This is a genomic window from Pseudomonas sp. NPDC090203 (assembly GCF_044746765.1).
GTDB classification, from domain to species: Bacteria; Pseudomonadota; Gammaproteobacteria; order Pseudomonadales; family Pseudomonadaceae; genus Aquipseudomonas; species Aquipseudomonas putida_AD.
In genome coordinates this window covers 1-18598 of sequence record NZ_JBIVCV010000001.1, presented here as the reverse complement: position 1 = coordinate 18598, position 18598 = coordinate 1, and the positions used below count along the sequence as shown (strand labels likewise).

17 protein-coding genes are annotated in these 18598 nt (G+C 61.8%); 9 read left to right on the top strand and 8 right to left on the bottom strand.

The features are described 5' to 3' along the window. Positions 1-57: 57 nt before the first annotated feature. From pstC to pstB, 3 genes are read left to right on the top strand one after another with little or no spacing between them, the layout of a single operon-like run. Positions 58-1053, top strand: a complete 996-nt coding sequence (gene pstC / locus ACIPO9_RS00085; RefSeq protein ID WP_274130180.1) for a phosphate ABC transporter permease subunit PstC — start codon at positions 58-60, stop codon at positions 1051-1053. Beyond that, positions 1050-1928 carry a phosphate ABC transporter permease PstA gene (gene pstA / locus ACIPO9_RS00080; protein ID WP_274130179.1) on the top strand — a complete coding sequence of 293 codons (879 nt, stop codon included), beginning with the start codon at positions 1050-1052 and terminating at the stop codon, positions 1926-1928. Before pstC ends, pstA begins: the two co-directional genes overlap by 4 nt. After that, a complete protein-coding gene (gene pstB, locus ACIPO9_RS00075) occupies positions 1928-2707 on the top strand; it encodes a phosphate ABC transporter ATP-binding protein PstB (RefSeq protein WP_274130178.1) in 780 nt (259 codons plus the stop codon). Before pstA ends, pstB begins: the two co-directional genes overlap by 1 nt. A 262-nt stretch (positions 2708-2969) precedes the next feature. On the opposite strand, the gene ACIPO9_RS00070 is transcribed toward pstB, so the two are convergent. Further along, on the bottom strand, positions 2970-3902 hold the full coding sequence (locus ACIPO9_RS00070) for a LysR family transcriptional regulator (RefSeq protein ID WP_274130176.1): 933 nt from the start codon (positions 3900-3902) through the stop codon (positions 2970-2972). 1159 nt (positions 3903-5061) lie between these two features. Here ACIPO9_RS00070 and ACIPO9_RS00065 point away from each other — a divergent pair. From ACIPO9_RS00065 to ACIPO9_RS00050, 4 genes are all read left to right on the top strand, one after another. Continuing rightward, entirely contained in the window at positions 5062-5862 is an 801-nt protein-coding gene (locus tag ACIPO9_RS00065; RefSeq protein WP_400778028.1) for a glucose 1-dehydrogenase, read from the top strand. A gap of 12 nt (positions 5863-5874) precedes the next feature. Further along, a complete protein-coding gene (locus tag ACIPO9_RS00060; protein ID WP_400778025.1) occupies positions 5875-6084 on the top strand; it encodes a DUF2945 domain-containing protein in 210 nt (69 codons plus the stop codon). 148 nt (positions 6085-6232) lie between these two features. Continuing rightward, positions 6233-6727 (top strand): type VI secretion system amidase effector protein Tae4, encoded by a 495-nt coding sequence (locus tag ACIPO9_RS00055; RefSeq protein ID WP_400778022.1) that lies wholly within the window; start codon positions 6233-6235, stop codon positions 6725-6727. Then, a complete protein-coding gene (locus ACIPO9_RS00050; protein ID WP_400778020.1) occupies positions 6724-7173 on the top strand; it encodes a type VI secretion system amidase immunity protein Tai4 in 450 nt (149 codons plus the stop codon). Before ACIPO9_RS00055 ends, ACIPO9_RS00050 begins: the two co-directional genes overlap by 4 nt. Before the next feature lie 62 nt (positions 7174-7235). Here the strand turns inward: ACIPO9_RS00050 and ACIPO9_RS00045 are convergent, their stop codons facing one another. Genes ACIPO9_RS00045 through ACIPO9_RS00025 form a run of 5 tightly spaced genes read right to left on the bottom strand, consistent with a single transcriptional unit; the run spans position 7236 to position 13220 of the window. Further along, complete coding sequence (locus ACIPO9_RS00045; protein ID WP_400778017.1) at positions 7236-8663, bottom strand: DUF2723 domain-containing protein; 1428 nt, start codon at positions 8661-8663, stop codon at positions 7236-7238. A 40-nt stretch (positions 8664-8703) separates the two neighbouring features. Next, complete coding sequence (locus ACIPO9_RS00040) at positions 8704-9684, bottom strand: YbhN family protein (protein ID WP_400778015.1); 981 nt, start codon at positions 9682-9684, stop codon at positions 8704-8706. Beyond that, entirely contained in the window at positions 9681-10427 is a 747-nt protein-coding gene (locus ACIPO9_RS00035) for an SDR family oxidoreductase (RefSeq protein WP_400609920.1), read from the bottom strand. Before ACIPO9_RS00035 ends, ACIPO9_RS00040 begins: the two co-directional genes overlap by 4 nt. A gap of 28 nt (positions 10428-10455) precedes the next feature. Continuing rightward, the gene (locus ACIPO9_RS00030) at positions 10456-11772 is read right to left on the bottom strand and encodes an FAD-dependent oxidoreductase (RefSeq protein WP_400778014.1); all 1317 of its coding nucleotides are present in this window, start codon (positions 11770-11772) and stop codon (positions 10456-10458) included. Continuing rightward, on the bottom strand, positions 11769-13220 hold the full coding sequence (locus tag ACIPO9_RS00025; RefSeq protein WP_400778012.1) for a UbiA family prenyltransferase: 1452 nt from the start codon (positions 13218-13220) through the stop codon (positions 11769-11771). The genes ACIPO9_RS00030 and ACIPO9_RS00025 overlap by 4 nt, the downstream gene beginning before the upstream one ends. 316 nt (positions 13221-13536) lie before the next feature. Here ACIPO9_RS00025 and norR point away from each other — a divergent pair, with 316 nt between their 5' ends. Further along, the gene (gene norR, locus ACIPO9_RS00020) at positions 13537-15096 is read left to right on the top strand and encodes a nitric oxide reductase transcriptional regulator NorR (protein WP_400778011.1); all 1560 of its coding nucleotides are present in this window, start codon (positions 13537-13539) and stop codon (positions 15094-15096) included. Positions 15097-15211: 115 nt separating this feature from the next. On the opposite strand, the gene ACIPO9_RS00015 is transcribed toward norR, so the two are convergent. Next, positions 15212-16648: an MFS transporter gene (locus ACIPO9_RS00015; protein ID WP_400778008.1), complete on the bottom strand. Its 1437-nt coding sequence runs from the start codon at positions 16646-16648 to the stop codon at positions 15212-15214. A 128-nt stretch (positions 16649-16776) separates the two neighbouring features. On the opposite strand from ACIPO9_RS00015, the gene ACIPO9_RS00010 reads away from it, so the two are divergent. Continuing rightward, positions 16777-18096, top strand: a complete 1320-nt coding sequence (locus tag ACIPO9_RS00010) for an Nramp family divalent metal transporter (RefSeq protein WP_400778006.1) — start codon at positions 16777-16779, stop codon at positions 18094-18096. A gap of 64 nt (positions 18097-18160) precedes the next feature. On the opposite strand, the gene ACIPO9_RS00005 is transcribed toward ACIPO9_RS00010, so the two are convergent. Continuing rightward, on the bottom strand, positions 18161-18598 hold a 438-nt coding region (locus ACIPO9_RS00005; protein WP_400778004.1), incomplete at its 5' end, for a transposase.

Here is an 18598-nt window from a genome sequence, read left to right as displayed (position 1 = left end):
GGCTTGCCCCTGTCACCGAGCGCTCGGTGACAGGGTTTCCTTTCGAGTGGACCCACCATGACTGAAAACACCCAATATATGTCCGCTGTCATTCCGGATGCGATTTCCGAGAGCGAAAAACGCGCGGCCCGCGATCACCGACACGACGCCTGGTTCAGGCGCACGATGATGGGAGCGGCTCTGTTGGTGCTGCTGTTGCTGGCGAGCATCGCCGGCTCGACACTCTGGGGCGGAGCCCTGGCGTTCAAGACTTTTGGTTTCGAATTTCTTACCAGTACTGAATGGGATGCGGTCAACGGCCACTTTGGCGCGTTGGTTCCGATCTACGGCACCTTGGTGACATCCTTTCTCGCGCTGCTGATCGCGGTTCCCGTGAGTTTCGGCATCGCGATTTTTCTGACTGAAGTGGCGCCGCCGTGGTTGCGGATGCCGATTGCCTCTGCCGTCGAACTGCTGGCAGGCATTCCTTCGATCATCTACGGCATGTGGGGCCTGTTCGTGTTCGGTCCGTTCATGGCGGCCTACCTGGCTCCGTGGATCAACGACAATCTGGGCGCACTGCCTCTGATCGGCCCGGTCTTCCAGGGCCCGCCTCTGGGTATCGGCATGCTGACCGCCGGTATCGTGCTGGCGATCATGATCATCCCGTTCATCACCTCGGTCATGACCGAAGTGTTCCGCACCGTTCCGGTGGCTCTGAAAGAGTCTGCCTACGCTCTGGGCGGCACCACCTGGGAAGTGGTCTGGGACATCGTCCTGCCGTATACCCGCACAGCGGTGGTCGGCGGTATCTTCCTGGGTCTGGGTCGTGCTCTGGGTGAAACCATGGCGGTGACCTTCGTTCTGGGTAACGCCCACAACTTCTCAGCGTCGCTGATGATGCCAAGCAGCTCGATTGCTTCGGTGATCGCCAACGAATTCAGCGAGGCCTACACCGACCTGCATCGTTCCTCGCTGATCGCCCTGGGCTTCCTGCTGTTTGTCGTCACCTTCATCGTGCTGGCAATTGCCCGTCTGATGCTGTCTCGTCTGTCGCGCAAGGAGGGTGTATGAGCAAGGTCGATAACGAAAACCTGTACCGGATGCGGGCGCTGAAAAACAAGCTCGCGATGGTGTTGAGCTGCGGCGCGACCCTGTTCGGTCTACTGTGGCTGGTGTGGATCCTGATCACCACCATCGTCAACGGTTTCCAGGCACTGAACCTGCGCCTGTTCACCGACATGACCCCGCCACCGGGCTCTGAGGGGGGGCTGGCCAACGCCTTTTACGGCAGCATCCTGATGTCCGGCATTGGCCTGTTGATCGGCACGCCTATCGGCCTGATGGCCGGCATCTGGCTGGCCGAGTTCGCTCGCCACACCAAGCTGGGTAACGCGGTTCGCTTCATCAACGACATTCTGCTGTCGGCGCCGTCCATCGTGCTGGGCCTGTTTGTCTACACCGCGGTGATCCTGCCGGTCAGTGCCTTGACCAACCACCAGGTCGGCTTCTCGGCATTCGCCGGTGCCCTGGCCCTGGCCCTGCTGGTGATCCCGGTCGTGGTGCGTACCACTGATGAAATGCTGCAACTGCAGCCGGCGACCATGCGTGAAGCCGCGCTGGCGCTGGGCGTACCGCAGTGGAAACTGACCCTGCAGATCGTCCTGCGTGCCGCACGTGCCGGCGTCGTGACCGGTATCCTGCTGGCCCTGGCCCGCATCACCGGCGAAACCGCACCGCTGCTGTTCACGGCATTCGGTAACCAGTTCTGGAGCGGCAACCTGCTCAAGCCGATCGCCAGCATCCCGGTCGTGATCTTCCAGTACGCCATGAGCCCGTTCGATGACTGGCATTCCCTGGCGTGGGCCGGTGCCTTGATCATGACTCTGTTTGTACTGGTGCTGAGCCTCAGCTCCCGTCTCCTTCTTTTGCGCAATAGGGCGTCCTGATGAACAACCTCTCTCTGGCCGACGAAAAAACCAAAATCCAGGTACGCAACCTCGACTTCTACTACAACGGCCACCAGTCGTTGAAGTCCATCAACATGAACATCCCCGAGAAGCGCATCACTGCGATCATCGGGCCTTCGGGTTGCGGCAAGTCGACCATGCTGCGTGTATTCAACCGCATCTACTCGATGTACCCGAAACTGGAAGCCAAGGGCGAAGTGTTGCTCAACGGCGAAAACATCCTGGCCCCTGGCTACTCGATGAACCGCCTGCGCAGCCACGTCGGCATGGTGTTCCAGAAGCCGGTGCCATTCCCGATGTCGATCTACGACAACATCTCGTACGCAGTGAAGCACCACGAGAAGCTGTCCCGTCGCGAGATGGAAGAGCGCGTGGAAGAAGCTCTGCGTGGCGCGGCGTTGTGGGATGAAGTCAAGGACAAGCTCAAGCAGAGCGCCCAGAGCCTGTCCGGCGGTCAGCAGCAGCGTCTGTGCATCGCCCGCACCATCGCCCTGCGTCCGCAGGTGCTGCTGCTGGACGAGCCGACCTCGGCCCTCGACCCGATCTCCACAGGTCGTATCGAGCAGCTGATCACCGAACTCAAAGAGCAGTTCACCGTGGTCATCGTGACGCACAACATGCAACAGGCGGCACGCTGCTCGGACTACACCGCGTTCATGTTCCTGGGTGAACTGATCGAACACGGCGACACCGACACCATCTTCACCAAGCCGACCAAGACCCAGACCGAAGACTACATCACCGGTCGTTTCGGTTAAGGCCGAACCCCAGCGACGGCAAGGACGCCGTCACCTGTAGCAGCCGGGCTTGCCCGCGGGACGATCATGATGACGACCCCGCTGGCAAGCTTTTTTGCTATTGGGACGGGTCCTGTGCGAGGTTGCCTGACCTGGATCTGTGGGAGCGGGCTTGCCCGCGAAGGTGGTGGATGGACCACCACCAAATCGTCAGTGCGGACGTATTCGCGGGCAAGCCCGCTCCCACAGATTATTGACCTTGCCGCCGGATTCCATGACTGGCTCAACCCAACGGGACAGGGGGCACGGTGCTGTGGTCGCCCATGAACTGTTCCAGCCGCTTGCGCAGCCAGCGCTCGGCAGGGTCGGTGTCCATCACGCTCAGCCAGACCATCGACAACTCCAGGTTCGGCGTGATGAACGGCAACGGCTCGCCCTTCAGCAATCCCGTCTTGTTCATCGCCAGGGTCAGGTGATCCGGCAGGTTGCACAACAGATCCGTCCCCTCCATCAACGCCGGCAACGTGCTGTATTGCGGCACCGACAGCACCGCCGTGCGCTTGCGCCCGATCGCTGCCAGCCACTCATCGGCGAAGCTTGAGATGTTCGCCACATGGGACACCACCACGTGGGGGCGCGAGCAGTATTCATCGAGAGTCAAGGGCTCGGGAGACTTGTCCGCCCGCACCACCATCGGCGCCACCGTGCGCAGCAGCTTGCGCTTGGCGTTTGCGGGCAATTCGCGGGTCAGGCAGACGCCCACCGTGATCTCGCCGGACATCAGCAATTCCGAGATATTCCAGTAGTTGACCTGTTTGATGACGATGACGATTCCCGGCGCCTCCTGGCGAATCGCCCGCAGCAGGGGCGGCAGCAGGCTGTATTCGACGTCGTCGGACAGGCCGATGCGGAAGGTCATGTCACTGCTGGCCGGATCGAAATCCCGGGTCAGGCTCAGGGCCACGGACATTGCGTCCAGCGCTGGCGAGAGGTGATTGATGATTTCGTTGGCGCGGGCCGTGGGTTCCATGCGATGGCCAACGCGGATGAACAGCGGGTCATTGAACAGTGCGCGCAGGCGATTGAGTGCAGCGCTGATGGTGGGTTGGCCGAGAAACAGTTTCTCGGCGGCACGGGTGACGTTGCGCTCCTGCATCAAGGTTTCGAACACCACCATCAGGTTGATATCGGCCTTGCGCAGTTCATTGCGATTCATAAAACGTCCCCGTTGCCGGCCGGTTTTTCAGCAGAACCGGCGAAATGATGGGTGACAGTTTATGGAGGGCGGTCTGCTGGCGTCCAGTGTGGGGTTGTGAACCCGCCGGTTTGATGATCGTTCCCACGCTCCGCGTGATGATCGTTCCCACGCTCTGCGTGGTAACGGCTGTCTTGACGCTCCGCGTCTTGGGTGACGCGTGGATTAGGCGCATATCCGTTCGCGGCGGTGATGCTGATTCACCTTTGCGCCCTTACGGCGCGTTACTTTGTTTCGGCAAAGTAACCAAACCATTTGCGACAGGCTGGGGTCCTTCGGACTTCCCTCGACTCCGGCGCCGTTCCGGGGGCACGCCGTCCCGTCCATCTGAGCGCCGTCCATGGCCAGCAAGGCTAGCGGCTTCCTGCCGCTCATCCCCCTCCACGACGCCTGCGCTCGGCCTGGCGCCTTAACGTCGCGTTCGGCGGCGCCTGGACCATCGCGCACGAAGATCAAAAGCCAGATCAAAATCTGATGATCGTTCCCACGCTCTGCGTGGTAACGGCTGTCTTGACGCTCCGCGTCTTGGGGTGATGCGCGGATGAGGCGCATATCCGTTCGCGGCGGTGATGCTGATTCACCTTTGCGCCCTTACGGCGCGTTACTTTGTTTCGGCAAAGTAACCAAACCATTTGCGACAGGCTGGGCCCGACTGCGTCGGGTTCCCTCGACTCCGGCGCCGTTCCGGGGGCACGCCGTGATGGGCCGTCCCTGGCCCGCACGGCTTTCGCGGCTTCCTGCCGCTCATCCCCCTGCACGACACCTGCGCTCGGCCTGGCGCCTTAACGTCGCGTTCTGCGGCGCCTGCACCATCGCGTACGAAGATCAAGATCAAGATCAAGATCAAGATCAAGATCAAAATCTAAAACACGCCACCGTCCCGTAGCAGCACGGCTTGCCGGCGGGGGCGTACTCAAAATCGCCCCGCCGGCAAGCCGTGCTGCTACGGGTGTGTCACTTCGATCCTGTAGGAGCGCGCTTGGTCTGGGCCGCATTCGGACGATGGCGGTCGTAAGATCACGCCCACCGCCAAGCCGAGCCGCGACGGTGGGAGTTTTCTGAACTTAGGTTGAGCGCCATCAGTCAGCATCTACACGCTCATCACAAGGCTGAATACCCCATGCAGATTTCCTTGAAGGGCCAGGTCGCGCTGGTCACTGGTGCCAGTTCCGGTCTTGGCGCGGCGGCGGCGAAGGGGCTGGCGGACTCCGGTGCGGCGGTGGTGGTGAATTTCCATTCCCAGGCCGGGCCTGCTGAAAAGCTCGTCGATGAAATTCGCGCAGCCGGTGGCCAGGCGATTGCCGTGGGCGCCGATGTCTCGAAGGAAAAGGAGGTCGAGCAGCTCTTCGAGAAAACCATCGAGGCATTCGGCAGGCTCGACATCCTGCTGGCCAATTCCGGCCTGCAACAGGACGCCGCCGTCGACCAGATGACCCTGGAACAATGGAACACGGTCATCAACGTCAACCTCACCGGCCAGTTCCTCTGCGCCCGCGCGGCGTTGCGCCAGTTCGCCACGCAAGAGATCCGTCCCGACATTTCCCGCGCCCTGGGCAAGATCATCCACATGAGCTCAGTGCATCAGGTCATCCCCTGGGCCGGTCACGTCAACTATGCGGCGTCCAAGGGCGGGGTGGATCTGCTGATGCGCAGCATCGCTCAGGAAGTCGGCGAGCGGCGCATCCGCGTCAACAGCATCGCACCGGGCGCCATCCGCACGGCGATCAACACCAAGGCCACCTCTGGCGACGCTGAGAACAAGCTGCTCAAGCTGATCCCCTATGGCCGGGTCGGCGAGCCCGAGGATGTTGCCAACGCGGTGGTCTGGCTCGCCAGCGATGCCTCCGATTACATACACGGCGCAACCTTGTTCATTGACGGCGGCATGAGCCTCTACCCAGGCTTTCGCGACAACGGTTGAAGGAGCAGCATCATGAGTCACGCATTCAAGAAGGGCGACCACGTGCGGTGGAATTCCGATGTCGGGCATGTGGTGGGCGTCGTCACCCGGGTGATCACCCACGATGTCGAATTCATGGGCCGCCAGCGCCACGCCTCCAAAGAGCAGCCGCAGTACGAAGTCAAAAGCGACAAGACCGGCCACCTGGCGATGCACAAGGAGGAGGCGCTGGAGAAGGTTTGACCGGATGTGGGATTTGATAAATGGCGTTGTAGGAAGATATATCGCGAGAGTGTAAGTCCTCTCCTGATTTTTTCTCGCCTCTTTTGCACGCCCAGATGCTTGATAGGTTGTCGGCTCTATCAATGTTCAGCATCAAGGATGGCCGACAATGCGACCCCTTTTCAGTTTTGCCTGGGCAGCATCTCAACGAATCTATGACCCTTCCAATTCAAGCGCTAAAGTCGCGCAGATGATTGGCGGAAACGTAGCGTTCAACATCGACAGCCCTGATCCAGCACTGCGGTGGACCAATACTTGCGCGGTCCGTATGAGTTACATCTTGAATGAATCCGGTATGGTGATCCCACCCATTCTCAAAGAGACAGTTTCCGGTGCAGACAAACGGCAGTATTTCTACCGGGTCAGGAATCTGATCACATTTCTCGAAAGGCGTTGGGGGCAGCCCGAAATCATCAAGTATCCGACGTCTTCAGAGAGCATGGGGGATAGGAAAGGCCTGATACTTTTTGAAATTTCAGGATGGTCTGATGCGCAAGGCCACGCGACGTTGTTTAACGGACGTACTTGCTACGACCACTGCTACTTCAACCAGCCAGAGGCTCTGTACCGCACGGACAAGGCAAATTTCTGGAGCTTGCGATGAACAAGCGCTGGACTGTCGTCTTGAGCGTTTTGATGATCGGGGTCGGTACTTCTGTCTCGTCGGCTTCGGATCAGATCAGAAACTCCCCTCAAGCAGGTGGAAGGACTTACGCCCAAAATTACCGGGATATGGTTCTGGCTACTTGTATCGCCACTGCCTACAGAGGTGATGCCGATGCTGCCAAAGACGCGGGCAGTAGCGTGAGTGCGTTGCGAGACTGGACTTACTACGACATTGACGAGGCCTCGCACGCTATTCATGACCTGGTGAAGGATTATCTGGATCGTGACTATCACAACCCCGTTGTGGAGGCGGAAGTAAAGGGCGTTCGATTCGATCTGCTGAAGTGTCTGGATCTCTATCACAGTGACGAGTTAAAGGGGCAAGTCCAACGCTGGGTTTCTCCTCCGGATCATACCTATCGGCAAGACAACCCTGCTCCCTGACATTCGAAAGACTCACACGCTTATGCCTGTCATTTACTCCGAGGCACAAGCGTGTTGTTTTTTTATTTCAAGCGCAACTCAAACCCCACCGCCATCGCCTGCAGGTCGAACCTGTCCGCGACCCCTGCGCAGTAGCTGGTGCGCGCCAGGTAGGCGCCCGGGCCCTTGAGGTAGGCGTCGATGTTGGCGACTTCTTCGCACAGTTCGAAGGTGCGGTCTTTGAGCAAGCCGCTGGCCTGGGCCGAGCGCAGTGCGCCGTTGGGGGTCCAGTCGGCGATGATGAGGGCGCCCTGGGGGGCGGATTTTTCGTAGCTCATGACGAACTGTTCGGCGGAGCGATCCGGCAGGTAGGGGGCCATGAAGTAATGAATGTCGTCCCTGAACGGCAGTGCCTCCTTGTGGGTGGGCAGTCCGATCAGGCCGCTGGCGTACACCGCGAACACGCTGAGGATCACCGCGGGTGCGCCGAGGGGCGAGGCGTTGAGCAGCGGCGCGGCGCGGCGTGGCAGCAGGGCGTGCAATTGCATCACGCCGATGATGCTGAGCAGTACCGCGCCGGGCAGGAAGAAGGTGAAGCGGTCGGTGACGTTGTAGGACACCGCAAACACGAAGTTCATCATCGCCGCCACCCACAGCAGCCGCAGTTTCGGGTTGCGCGGGAGCAGCACCAGCCCGAGCACCTGCGGGCCGAGCAGGGAGAGCAATAGCAGGCCGACGGAGTTCTTCTCGTGCCACATGTCGTCGAAGCGGAACAGCGAACCCTGCCAGCTCTGTTCGGTGGTCTTGTCGGGGATGCCGATCAGGTAACGATGGCCGATGTCGATCAGGCCCAGACCGTTTTGCAGCTCATGGTAGATGCCGGGGAAGGCCACGCTGAAGCCCAGGGCAAAGCCGGGCAGGGTGATGAGCGTTCGAGCCTTGTATTGCCAGACCAGTTGTACGTAGAGCGGGAACAGCACGATGAAGGTGAGCTGATGAATCGCCCCGGCCAGCCCCGTGAGCATGCCGATCAGAAACAGCCTGGGCAGCACACCAAACCGCGACTGCGGGTCCAGGTGCAGCATGTAGGCGAGTGTCACCAGCAGTGTGTGCAGCAGGTACACCTCGGCCTTGGTCGATACCCAGAACACGCAGTGGCAGAGGATTGCGGCGGCGGCGCAGAGCAGGGCGATCTGCGGGTTGGCGCCGGCGTTCTTCGCCAGCCGGTAGACGGCCCAGGCCAGCGGAATCAGCAGCAACGAGTTCATGAAGCTGAGCAACAGCGGCCCGAACGCCGAGAACAGCGCCGTGGTGACGAACAGGTACAGCGGATGATCCAGCGGCCCCAGGGTCTGGCTGAAGTAGTTGCCCTGGGACGCGTCGGCGAGAAACATGCCGTTGTCCATCCACTGGATCGGCCCGCTGGACGCATGAAAACTGGCGAGGATCGCGCCGATCACCAATAACAGCGGTATCACCACCGACGCCCGCATCCTGACTTCTGCCACCATGAAATGCACTCCTGTCCCTGTTCGCGCGTTGTTGTGAAGGTTATCGAGCGGCCTGCGGTTCGGGCGCGTTTGCGCCTTTGAGCCGCAGCAGCATCACGGCGCCGATGGCCACGGCGAACCACAGCGTGGCCAGGCGAATCAGTACGGTGGCGGCCACGGCGTCGGCGCCGTTCATGCCCTTGTAGACCAGCAGCCCGACCATCACCGCTTCCGCGCCACCCAGCCCGCCAGGCATGAAACTCACCGCGCCTGCGAGCATCGCCAGCGCGTAGACGAACACCGCAAAGGTGAGCTCGATGTCAGCGCCCATCCATTGCAGAATCCAGTGAAAGGCCACGGCCTCGGCACTCCAGGCCACCACGCTGAGCAGCGTCAGGCCAAGCATCAAATGAAGGCGATGGCATTGCTGGGCGTGCCCCAGCACTTGCAGCAGATGGCGCAGCAGGCTGGTCACCTTGCCGCCTTCGACGGGAATCATCAGGGTCAGCCGAGCCAGCAGCCGGCGCTGGGACAGCACCAGTAATCCGATCATCACCAAAGCGACACCCACCACGATCATGGGCATCGCCTCCGGGTACAGCGACAGGCCAAACAGGGTCAGCAGCACCACGGCGAACAGATCCGACAGCCGCTCGCTGAAAAACGCAGCAAAGCTCTGCGGCCAGGGCACGCCCCAGCGTTTGAGCAGCACCCCGCGCAGGGCTTCGCCGGCCTTCCCGGGGGTGGTGGTCAGGGCGAACCCGGCCAGATAAATGCTCAGGCTCGGCCGCCACGGCATGGGGTACCCCAACACCTTGAGGTAGCACTGCCAGCGCAGGAACCGCAAACCGTAGTTGATGCCCGACATCGCCAGCGCGATGACGATGCCCAGCAGCCCGACTTTGCCGACCGCCGCGCCCACTGCCTGCCAGCCGCCCCACAGGGAAAAACCCAGATAGCCCAGGGCCGAGCCCACCACGGACAGGATCACCGCCCTATAGCGCCAGCCCGACAAATGCAGCGCGGCGGGTTCGCTGTTCACAGGTTCAGCCTCTTGAACACCGGCTGCGGGATCGAGCGGATGACCAGCATGATCAGCCCCCAGAAACCCGGCGCGTACAGGGTCGGCACCTTGTTGGCGATGCCCTTGACGATGCGTTGGGCGACCTGTGCCGGCTGCGCCAGGAGGGCCGCGGGCAGCGACAGGCCTTGGGTCATGGGCGTGTCGACGAAGCCCGGCTTGATGGTGGTCACGTGGACGCCGACCTTGAACAATCGCGCCTGCAGCCCTTCGCAATAGGTTGAAACCGCCGCCTTCGCGCTGCCATAGAGGTAGTTGGAAGGGCGCCCGCGATCGGCCGCCACCGAGGAGATAATCGCCAGGCTGCCGCAACGCTGGGTCTCGAACTGGTTGGCCAGGGAGGTCAGCAGCGCGATCACCGAGGTGCCGTTGTTGGCGAACTCGCGCAGGGCCAGATCGACGTCACGCTCGCAGGCTTTCTGGTCGGGCAGGGTGCCGTGGGCGATCAGCGCGATGTCGATCTGCCCCAGTGCCGTCAGGCAGCGCCCGAGCATCAGGGGATGAGCCTGGATGTCGGTGGCGTCCATCTCGTGCAGCGTGACGTTCTTCGCCCCCCGGGACTTGAGGTCGGCGGCGGTCTGCTGGAGCTTGTCGACGTTGCGCGCCACCAGGAAGAAATCGCTGCCTTCGCTGGCCCAGAGACGGGCGCAGGCGCTGGCGATGGCCGAGGTGGCACCGATGATCAAGACTTTCTTGGTGTTCAATCCATTCGCTCCTTCATGAACAGCTCCTTTATGCCAAGACGCGGCGCCAGAACCGGGACATCAGCGCGGGGTCACGCAGCGCTTCGAGCTGCTCCCACGCGGGGTAGGCGCGACGAAAATCCGCGCCCGTCATGTGCGCATCCTTGGCCGGATACAACCGGCCACCCGCGGCCCGGACAATCTCGTCCAGACGCGGGAAAACCACGCTTTGCAGGTGTTCGCTCTGGGGGAAATCCAGGGCCAGGGACGTGCCCGGCATCGGAAACGACAGCAGGCCAGGCGAGCGTATGTCGCCGCAGCGCTTGAGCACGGCCAGGAACGAACCCAGGCCGGCTTCGGCGATGGCCCGCAGCAGTTCGCCCATGGCCGCTTCGGCATTGGCGCCGGGGATCACGCACTGATACTGCTGGAAGCCCTGGCGGCCATAGATGCGGTTCCAGTGCAGAATGCGATCCAGCGGGTAGAAAAACGGTTCGTAGGCGCTGCGGCCCAGGGTTCGCTGGGCGGGATGCAAACGCCAATAGAGGTTGTTGAAGGCCCCCAGCGACAGGGTGTTGATCAGCGAGACCGGTGGCGTGACCGGCATGCTGAACCTGGCCCGCTGGCCGGTTTCCAGCGAGCCGTACTGCGCATGGTCGCCGACGATGAACACGCCGCGCCCGGTGTTGGCACCCTTGGCCAGGCAGTCGATCCAGGCCACGCTGTACTCGTGCTTTTCATCCAGCTCATCGGACAGCGCGAAGAACTCGGCCAGATTGGCAAAGCGCACGGTGGTGGTATCGATCTGGCTGGCGCGGATGGGCATCAACTGAATCTGCGCCCAGTGCACGATACCGGTCAGGCCCAGCCCGCCGATGGTGGCAGCGAACAGCGAGGTGTTGCTGCTCGCCGAACAGGTGATTTGCGCCTGGCCGTGACGCAGCAAACCGAAACTGCGTACATGTCGGCCAAAGGTGCCGCGCACATGGTGATTCTTGCCGTGCACATCGTTGGCGATGGCGCCGCCCACCGTGGCGAACTGGGTGCCGGGTGTCACCGGCAGGAACCAGCCGCGGGGGATCGCCACCTTCAACACCTCCGCCAGCGTGATGCCGGCCTCGACCTTGAGCAGGCCATGCTCCCAGTCGGCTTCGATCAGCCGATCCAGCGAGCGCATGTCCAGCACTTCGCCGCTGGCGGCCAGGCAGCTGTCGCCATAGCTGCGGCCGTTGCCGTAGGGCAGACTGCTGGCGTGGTCGTCCACCACGCGCTGCAAGTGCGCCGGCAGATCGTCCAGCCATACGCAACGGTGACCGTGCTGCGGGGCGCGGGGGAAGCGGCCCCATGAATACAGGTCGGTGCTCATGCGGCAATCCAGAACATCAGCAGGAACACCGCGCCGATCATCTGGCTGATGCGATCACGGATGGCGAACACCACCGGGTCTTCGTTCATCTCGCCGCGGTGGGTGAGCATCCAGACCCGGGTCACCCAGAACAGCAGCAGCGGGCAGGCCAGCCAGATGACATGGGGCGTGACGTACAGCTCGGTGGTCTTCACATCCTGGATGTACAGCGCCAGCACCATCACCGCCAGGTAGCCCGAGGAGGCGCCGAGCGAGGCGATCATGTCCAGGTCACCGGGGTAGTAGCCGCGCCCTCGGGCCAGGGTCGTGACTTCCCGGACCCTGGCATCGCGCAGTTCGGCATAGCGCTTGACCATGGCCAGGCTCAGGAAGATGAACATCGAGAAGGCCAGGATCCAGAAGGTCAGCGTCAGGCTGAATGCCGCGACCCCGGCGATGATGCGCGCGGTGTAGAGCATCGCCAGGACGATCACGTCCACCGCCATCAGCCGCTTGAGCTTGAGCGAATAGGCCAGTGTCACCACGTAGTAGGCTGCCATGACCGCCGAGAACTGCCAGGGCAGCAGGGTCAGCGCCGCACCGAAGGCCAGGATCAGCAGCGCCGGCACGGCGATCAGCCCGGCCTTGATCGACAAGCGTCCGCTGGCGAACGGTCGGTTGCATTTGGTCTTGTGGTGGCGGTCGTCGCCCAGGTCCAGCATGTCGTTGAGGATGTAAACGCTGGAGGCGCACAGGCCGAAGCAGAAAAACGCAAACACGCCGTCGCGCATCAGCTCGAATTGGGTAAAACGGTGGGAGGCCAGCAGCGGCACGAAGATCAGCGCATTCTTGAGCCACTGGTGCAGGCGCATCGCCTTGCGCCAGTCGCGCAGTTTGATAGTGTTGGTGTGCAACGTCGGCTGGACTTCGCTCATGGCGCTGACCCGCGATTCGACACCGCGATCAGGGTTGACTACATGGGCGTTGCGCGACACTTTCCAGATCGGCAGGTCGTCCCTGGAGTTGCCGACGTAGTCGAAACCACCTTCACCAAAGTGGGCAACTAACAGGTCGCGCTTATTATTACCGGACAAGTTTCGGTTGGCGTTGGAGGCCAATACCAGATCGAAGAGTTGCAGGTGTTCGGCGATGCGTTCGGCCAGGCTTACATGGCTTGCCGTGGCCAGCACGATCATCCGCCCGCTGGCCTGTTCGGTCTTGATCATCTCGATGACTTGGGCATCGTAGGGCAGCACTGAGACGTCAATCCAGGTCTCCAGCGCCAGCCCTTCCTTGAGCGCAGCCTTGCCCCGGAGCAGCCAGCCCAGCAGCTTGAACACCTTCAGTGGCTGGCTCCTGATGAAAGCCATCGCGGTTTCCATCAGAAGATCGGTGCGCAGCAGCGTGCCGTCCAGATCCACCACCAAGGGGGGGAAGTCCTCTAGAGCTCGTCCCTGAATTCTTGCCATATCGAGTGCTCCGTTCGAGTGCATCTCGAATATAAACAAAATATTTCCGGTAAAGACTTAATTAAATCAAAGTGCGTCAGTAACTACGGCAACTGCTTGGCGCCAGAATTAAATAGTCAACTCAATATAATGTTCGACTACGGGCGTTTCAGGCATGAAACAAACCGCGCCGGTTAGTTGGCGACCGGTTGATGGCGCGCCTGTGGTGATGCGCAGCATTGCGCCCAACGCTCTGTTGTAGTCTTTCGAGGGGCACTGTGGTCATAATGACCGCATTTTCCGCGACGCGATCCGGATCATTACGCCCGGAGTCTTCATGACTAACCCTTTGCTGTTGGCGCTGGTTCCACTGGTTGCCGACCTGTCCCGCGAGCTGCCGGATGACGAACGCTATCGCCGCCTGCTGCGAGCCTTGCGCCAATTGCTGCCGTGCGATGCGGTGGCGTTGCTCAAGCTTGAAGACGATGTGCTGGTGCCACTGTCGGTCGAAGGCCTGAGCCCCGACACGGTGGGGCGCAGGTTTCGTCTGGGCGAGCATCCGCGGCTGGACATCATCCTGCAGCACCGCGAGCCGACCCGCTTTTCCACCGACTGCGACCTGCCTGACCCCTATGACGGGCTGGTGGACGGGGTGCACGGGCATCTGGAAGTTCACGATTGCCTGGGCTGTCCGCTGTACGTGCAGGACACATTGTGGGGCGTGATCACCCTTGATTCGCTGAACCCGGCCAGCTTCGGCAGCGTCGACCTGGACAACCTGCAGGCTTTCGCGAGCCTGGCGGCGGCGACGGTCATGGCCAGCGAGCGGATCAATCAACTGGCGCGCAATTTCGAAGACCAGCGGCAACTGGCCGAGGTCTACAAGCGCGCGGCGGGCGGGCGAGGGCCTCGGGAGCTGATCGGTCAGAGCGCGGTGCATCGTCGTTTGCAGCAGGAAATCCAGTTGGTGGGCAACAGCCCGCTCACAGTGCTGATCACCGGGGAAACCGGGGTCGGCAAGGAACTGGTGGCCGAGGCGATTCACCTCAGTTCACCTCGGGCGCAGAAGCCGCTGATCAGCCTCAACTGCGCGGCACTCCCGGAACTGTTGGTCGAGAGCGAGCTGTTTGGCCACGTCAAAGGCGCGTTCTCGGGGGCGGTGAGCGGGCGCAGCGGCAAGTTCGAACTGGCCGACGGCGGCTCGATTTTTCTCGACGAGGTGGGGGAGTTGCCACTACCGGTGCAATCCAAACTGCTGCGGGTATTGCAGAGCGGGCAACTGCAGCGGGTGGGTTCCGATCAGGAGCACCGGGTGGACGTGCGGATCATCGCCGCGACCAACCGCGATCTCGCCGAAGAAGTGCGTGCCGGGCGGTTTCGTGCTGACCTTTACCATCGCTTGAGCGTCTACCCGCTGGTGGTGCCGCCGTTGCGTGAGCGTGGGCGCGATGTGTTGCTGCTGGCGGGCTATTTTCTGGAGGAAAACCGTGCGCGCATGGGCCTGCGCAGCCTGCGCATGAGCAGCGAGGCGCAGAAGGTGCTGGTGGCGTATCCCTGGCCGGGCAACGTGCGGGAGCTTGAGCACCTGATCAGCCGTGCGGTGCTCAAGGCGCTGTCGGCCCACCCCGAGCGGTCGCGCATTCTGACCATCGAGGCGCCGATGCTGGGGCTCGATGAAGAGGTGCGGATCGATGCGGGGCCTGTGTCTGTGGCGGGGCTTGCGTCACCGGTGGTAAGGCCTGGGGAAGGGCTGAAGGAAACCGTCGATGCCTTTCAGAAGGTGCTGATTGAAGATGCGCTGGCTCGGTATCAGGGCAAATGGGCCGAAGTCGCCCGGGAGCTGAATGTGGACCGGGCCAACCTCAGTCGGCTGGCGAAACGGTTGGGAATTCGTTGAGGAAGAGCGACCTCACACCGTAGCAGTCCGGCTTGCCGGCGCTGGCGTCCTTGAGATCGCCGTCGCGGGCAAGCGCGCTCCTACAGGGTGTTCATCGATCTGCGTAAACGGCGGCTCACCGATGAGCAATGTCCTCCAGCGCCAGGTTGCGGGTCCTGGGCCCGAACGCGCCGATGGTGATGATCACGATCAGCATGCTGACGACGATAAAGGTCAGCACCCCCGGCGTGCCGAAGTGGTCGAGAAACAAGCCGATCAGCAAGCTGCTGAACACCGTCGACAGTCGGCTGAACGAATAGCAGAACCCCACCGCCCGGGCGCGGATGTTGGTGGGAAACAGCTCGCTCTGATACGAGTGATAGCTGAAGCTCAGCCAGGCATTGCAGAAGGTGATCATCACCCCGCAGACAATCAGCCCCACCGGCGTGGTCTGCTGCGCGAAGAGGGTACCGAAGATCATGGCGCCCAGGGCCGAGCCGACAATCTGCCACTTGTTCTCGAAACGGTTGGCGAATTTCACGAACAGCAACGGCCCCAGCGGGTACGCCAGGGTAATGATGAACGCATACGCCAGGCTGTGGGTCACGCTCACGCCCTGGCCGGACAGCAGCGCCGGCAGCCAGTTGCCGAAGCCGAAGAAACCGATGGCCTGGAACACGTGGAAGACGATCAGCATCAGGGCGCGACGGCGATAGGGCGGCTGCCAGATATCGGCGAAACGCCCTTTGCCTTCGACCGCAACGTTGTGGGTTTCCGGCATGTCCAGCGCCTTGCCATGGTCCTTGATGCAGCGGGCTTCCAGGTCATCCATGATCTTTTCCGCTTCGGCAAAGCGCCCGTGCTGCGCCAGCCAGCGCGGCGACTCCGGCAGGCGCGAGCGCAGCCACCAGATGAACAGCGCGAACACCGCGCTGGCGATCACCACGAAGCGCCAGCCGCTGTAGCCGAACGGGTCTTGAGGCACCAGCCACCAGGACATCAACGCTACCGCAGGCACCGACAGAAACTGCACGAAAAACGCAAAGGCGAACGCCGAGCTGCGCATGCGCTTGGGCACCAGTTCCGAAAGATAGGCGTCGATGGTCACAAGCTCGATCCCTAAGCCGATGCCCACCAGAAAGCGCATGCAGATGATGCCCAGGGCCGAGGTCTGCAGGCCCATCAGCACGGTGGCGACGGTGTACCAGACCAGCGCGAAGGTGAAGATCGCCCGCCGGCCGTACCTGTCGGCGATGGGGCTGAGCAGGCTGGCGCCCAGGAACAGGCCCAGGAAGGTCGCCGAGGCGAACGCGGCCTGGTCGGAGAAGCCGAACACACCTTCGGCGCCGGTGGCGAACAAACCGGCGCGAATCAACCCGGGGCTGATGTAGGCGGTCTGGAACAGGTCGTAGAGTTCGAAGAAGCCGCCGATGGACAGCAACGCCACCAGTTTCCACAAGGTGGCGACAGCGGGCAAGCGGTCGATACGTGCCGAAATGTGCGCGGCGCGCACCGGGTCCAGGCCGTCGGCCGGTGAATGTGCAGGGTCAGAGGAGGGGGAAAGGGCAGACATTATTGTTTTCCGATTCTTTTTTCGAAACCGTGGGACCCCGCATGTTAGAGCTTTTGAATAGATTCAAGACAAAATATTTCCGTGCGAGGTAAGCTTCAGGGCTGATCGCAATCACTTCCCGGATCCCCGTGAAATACAGACTCCCGACCACGGCCACCGCGCCGTTCTGCCCCTCGGCGGTGACCGACAGCGTCGCCATTCCGGCCAATGCCTCGTTCCTGCGCAAGATGATGCTGTTCGTGGGGCCGGGTCTGTTGGTCTCCATCGGCTACATGGACCCCGGTAACTGGGCAACGGCCATCGAAGCCGGCTCGCGCTTTGGGTACGCGTTGCTGTTCGTGGTGGTGCTGGCCAGCCTGTCCGGCATGGTGTTGCAGAACCTCTGTTCGCGGCTGGGCATCGCGACCGGGCGCGACCTGGCGCAATTGTCCGCCGAGCGCTACGGCCGCCGGGTGGGCATGGGCCAGTGGATTCTGGCGGAGCTGTCGATCCTGGCCACGGACCTTGCCGAAGTGCTGGGCGCGGCCCTGGCGTTTCATCTGCTGCTGGGGGTGTCGATCACCACCGGCGTGGCGCTGACCGCGTTCGACACGGTGATTGTCCTGGCCTTGCAGGGGGCCAACTTCCGCCGCCTGGAAGCCATCGTGCTGGGCCTGATCGCCACCATCGCCACCTGCTTTTTCATCGAGCTGGTGCTGATCAAACCCTTCTGGCCGGACGTCGCCGCAGGGCTCAAGCCCTCGTGGGACGTGTTGAGCAATCAGGAGCCGCTGTACATCGCCATCGGCATTCTCGGGGCGACGGTCATGCCCCATAACCTGTACCTGCATTCGTCGGTGGTGCAGACCCGGGTCAACGGTTCATCCGTTGAAAGCAAGGCCAGCGCGATTCGCTATGCGCGGGTGGACACCATTGCCTCCCTGAGCATGGCGCTGGTGATCAACGCGGCGATCCTGATCCTGGCGGCGGCTGCGTTCCACGGCACGGGGCATGCCGATGTGGTGGAAATCCAGGACGCTTATCACCTGCTCGATCCGCTGGTGGGCGGCGCGCTTGCCAGTGTGCTGTTCGGCGTTGCACTGCTGGCGGCGGGGCAGAGTTCGACTTTTACCGGCACCATCGCCGGTCAGGTGGTGCTCGAAGGCTTTCTCAACGCGAAGATTCCTTGCTGGCAGCGACGCCTGATTACCCGGGCACTGGCACTGATTCCGGCGCTGGCAGGGGTGATCTGGTTCGGCGATGGCGCGGTGGGCAAGATGCTGGTGCTCAGTCAGGTGGTGTTGAGCCTGCAACTGCCGTTTGCGCTGTGGCCGTTGATTCGCTTTACCAGCGACAGGCAACTGATGGGCCCCTTTGCCAATAACGCTGTGACAAAAGTGCTGGCGTGGGGCTTGTTCAGCCTGATCTCGGCGGCCAACGTGGCGTTGCTGGTTTTCTGGGTGAATTGAACAGGGCCCGGATCCCACCTGTAGCAGCACGATGCTGTGAACACCCACCTCGCTGTGGGAGATTCTATGGTTGAGGGCAAAGTTTTTTAGCCCTCTTTCCTGCCTGGTATGCGTCCTTGTTCTGCATCAGGGAAAATGCGACGCGGGCGAGCTTGCGAGCCAGAATCACCAGTGATTCAGTCGTAGCCTTACCCTCGCTCCGATAATGTTCATACACATCTTTCCAAGCGGTCGAGCGACTGGCTGACATCGAGGCGTTATGCAGCAAGCGCCGCGTCTCGGAGCAGCCTCGTTTGGTTAAGCGGCGACGTCCCGTTTTCTGACCCGAATCAGACACCCGCAAGTCCATCCCCAGAAATGCGACAAAGGCATCGCTGTTCTTGAATTCACCCCGGATAAAAGCCATTACTAAGGCAGTAGCGGTCAGAAAACCAATGCCTTCAATGGACCGGCAACGTGCAATTTGCTCAAGCAGTCCTGCTTCCTGAAGTAACTCCTTGAG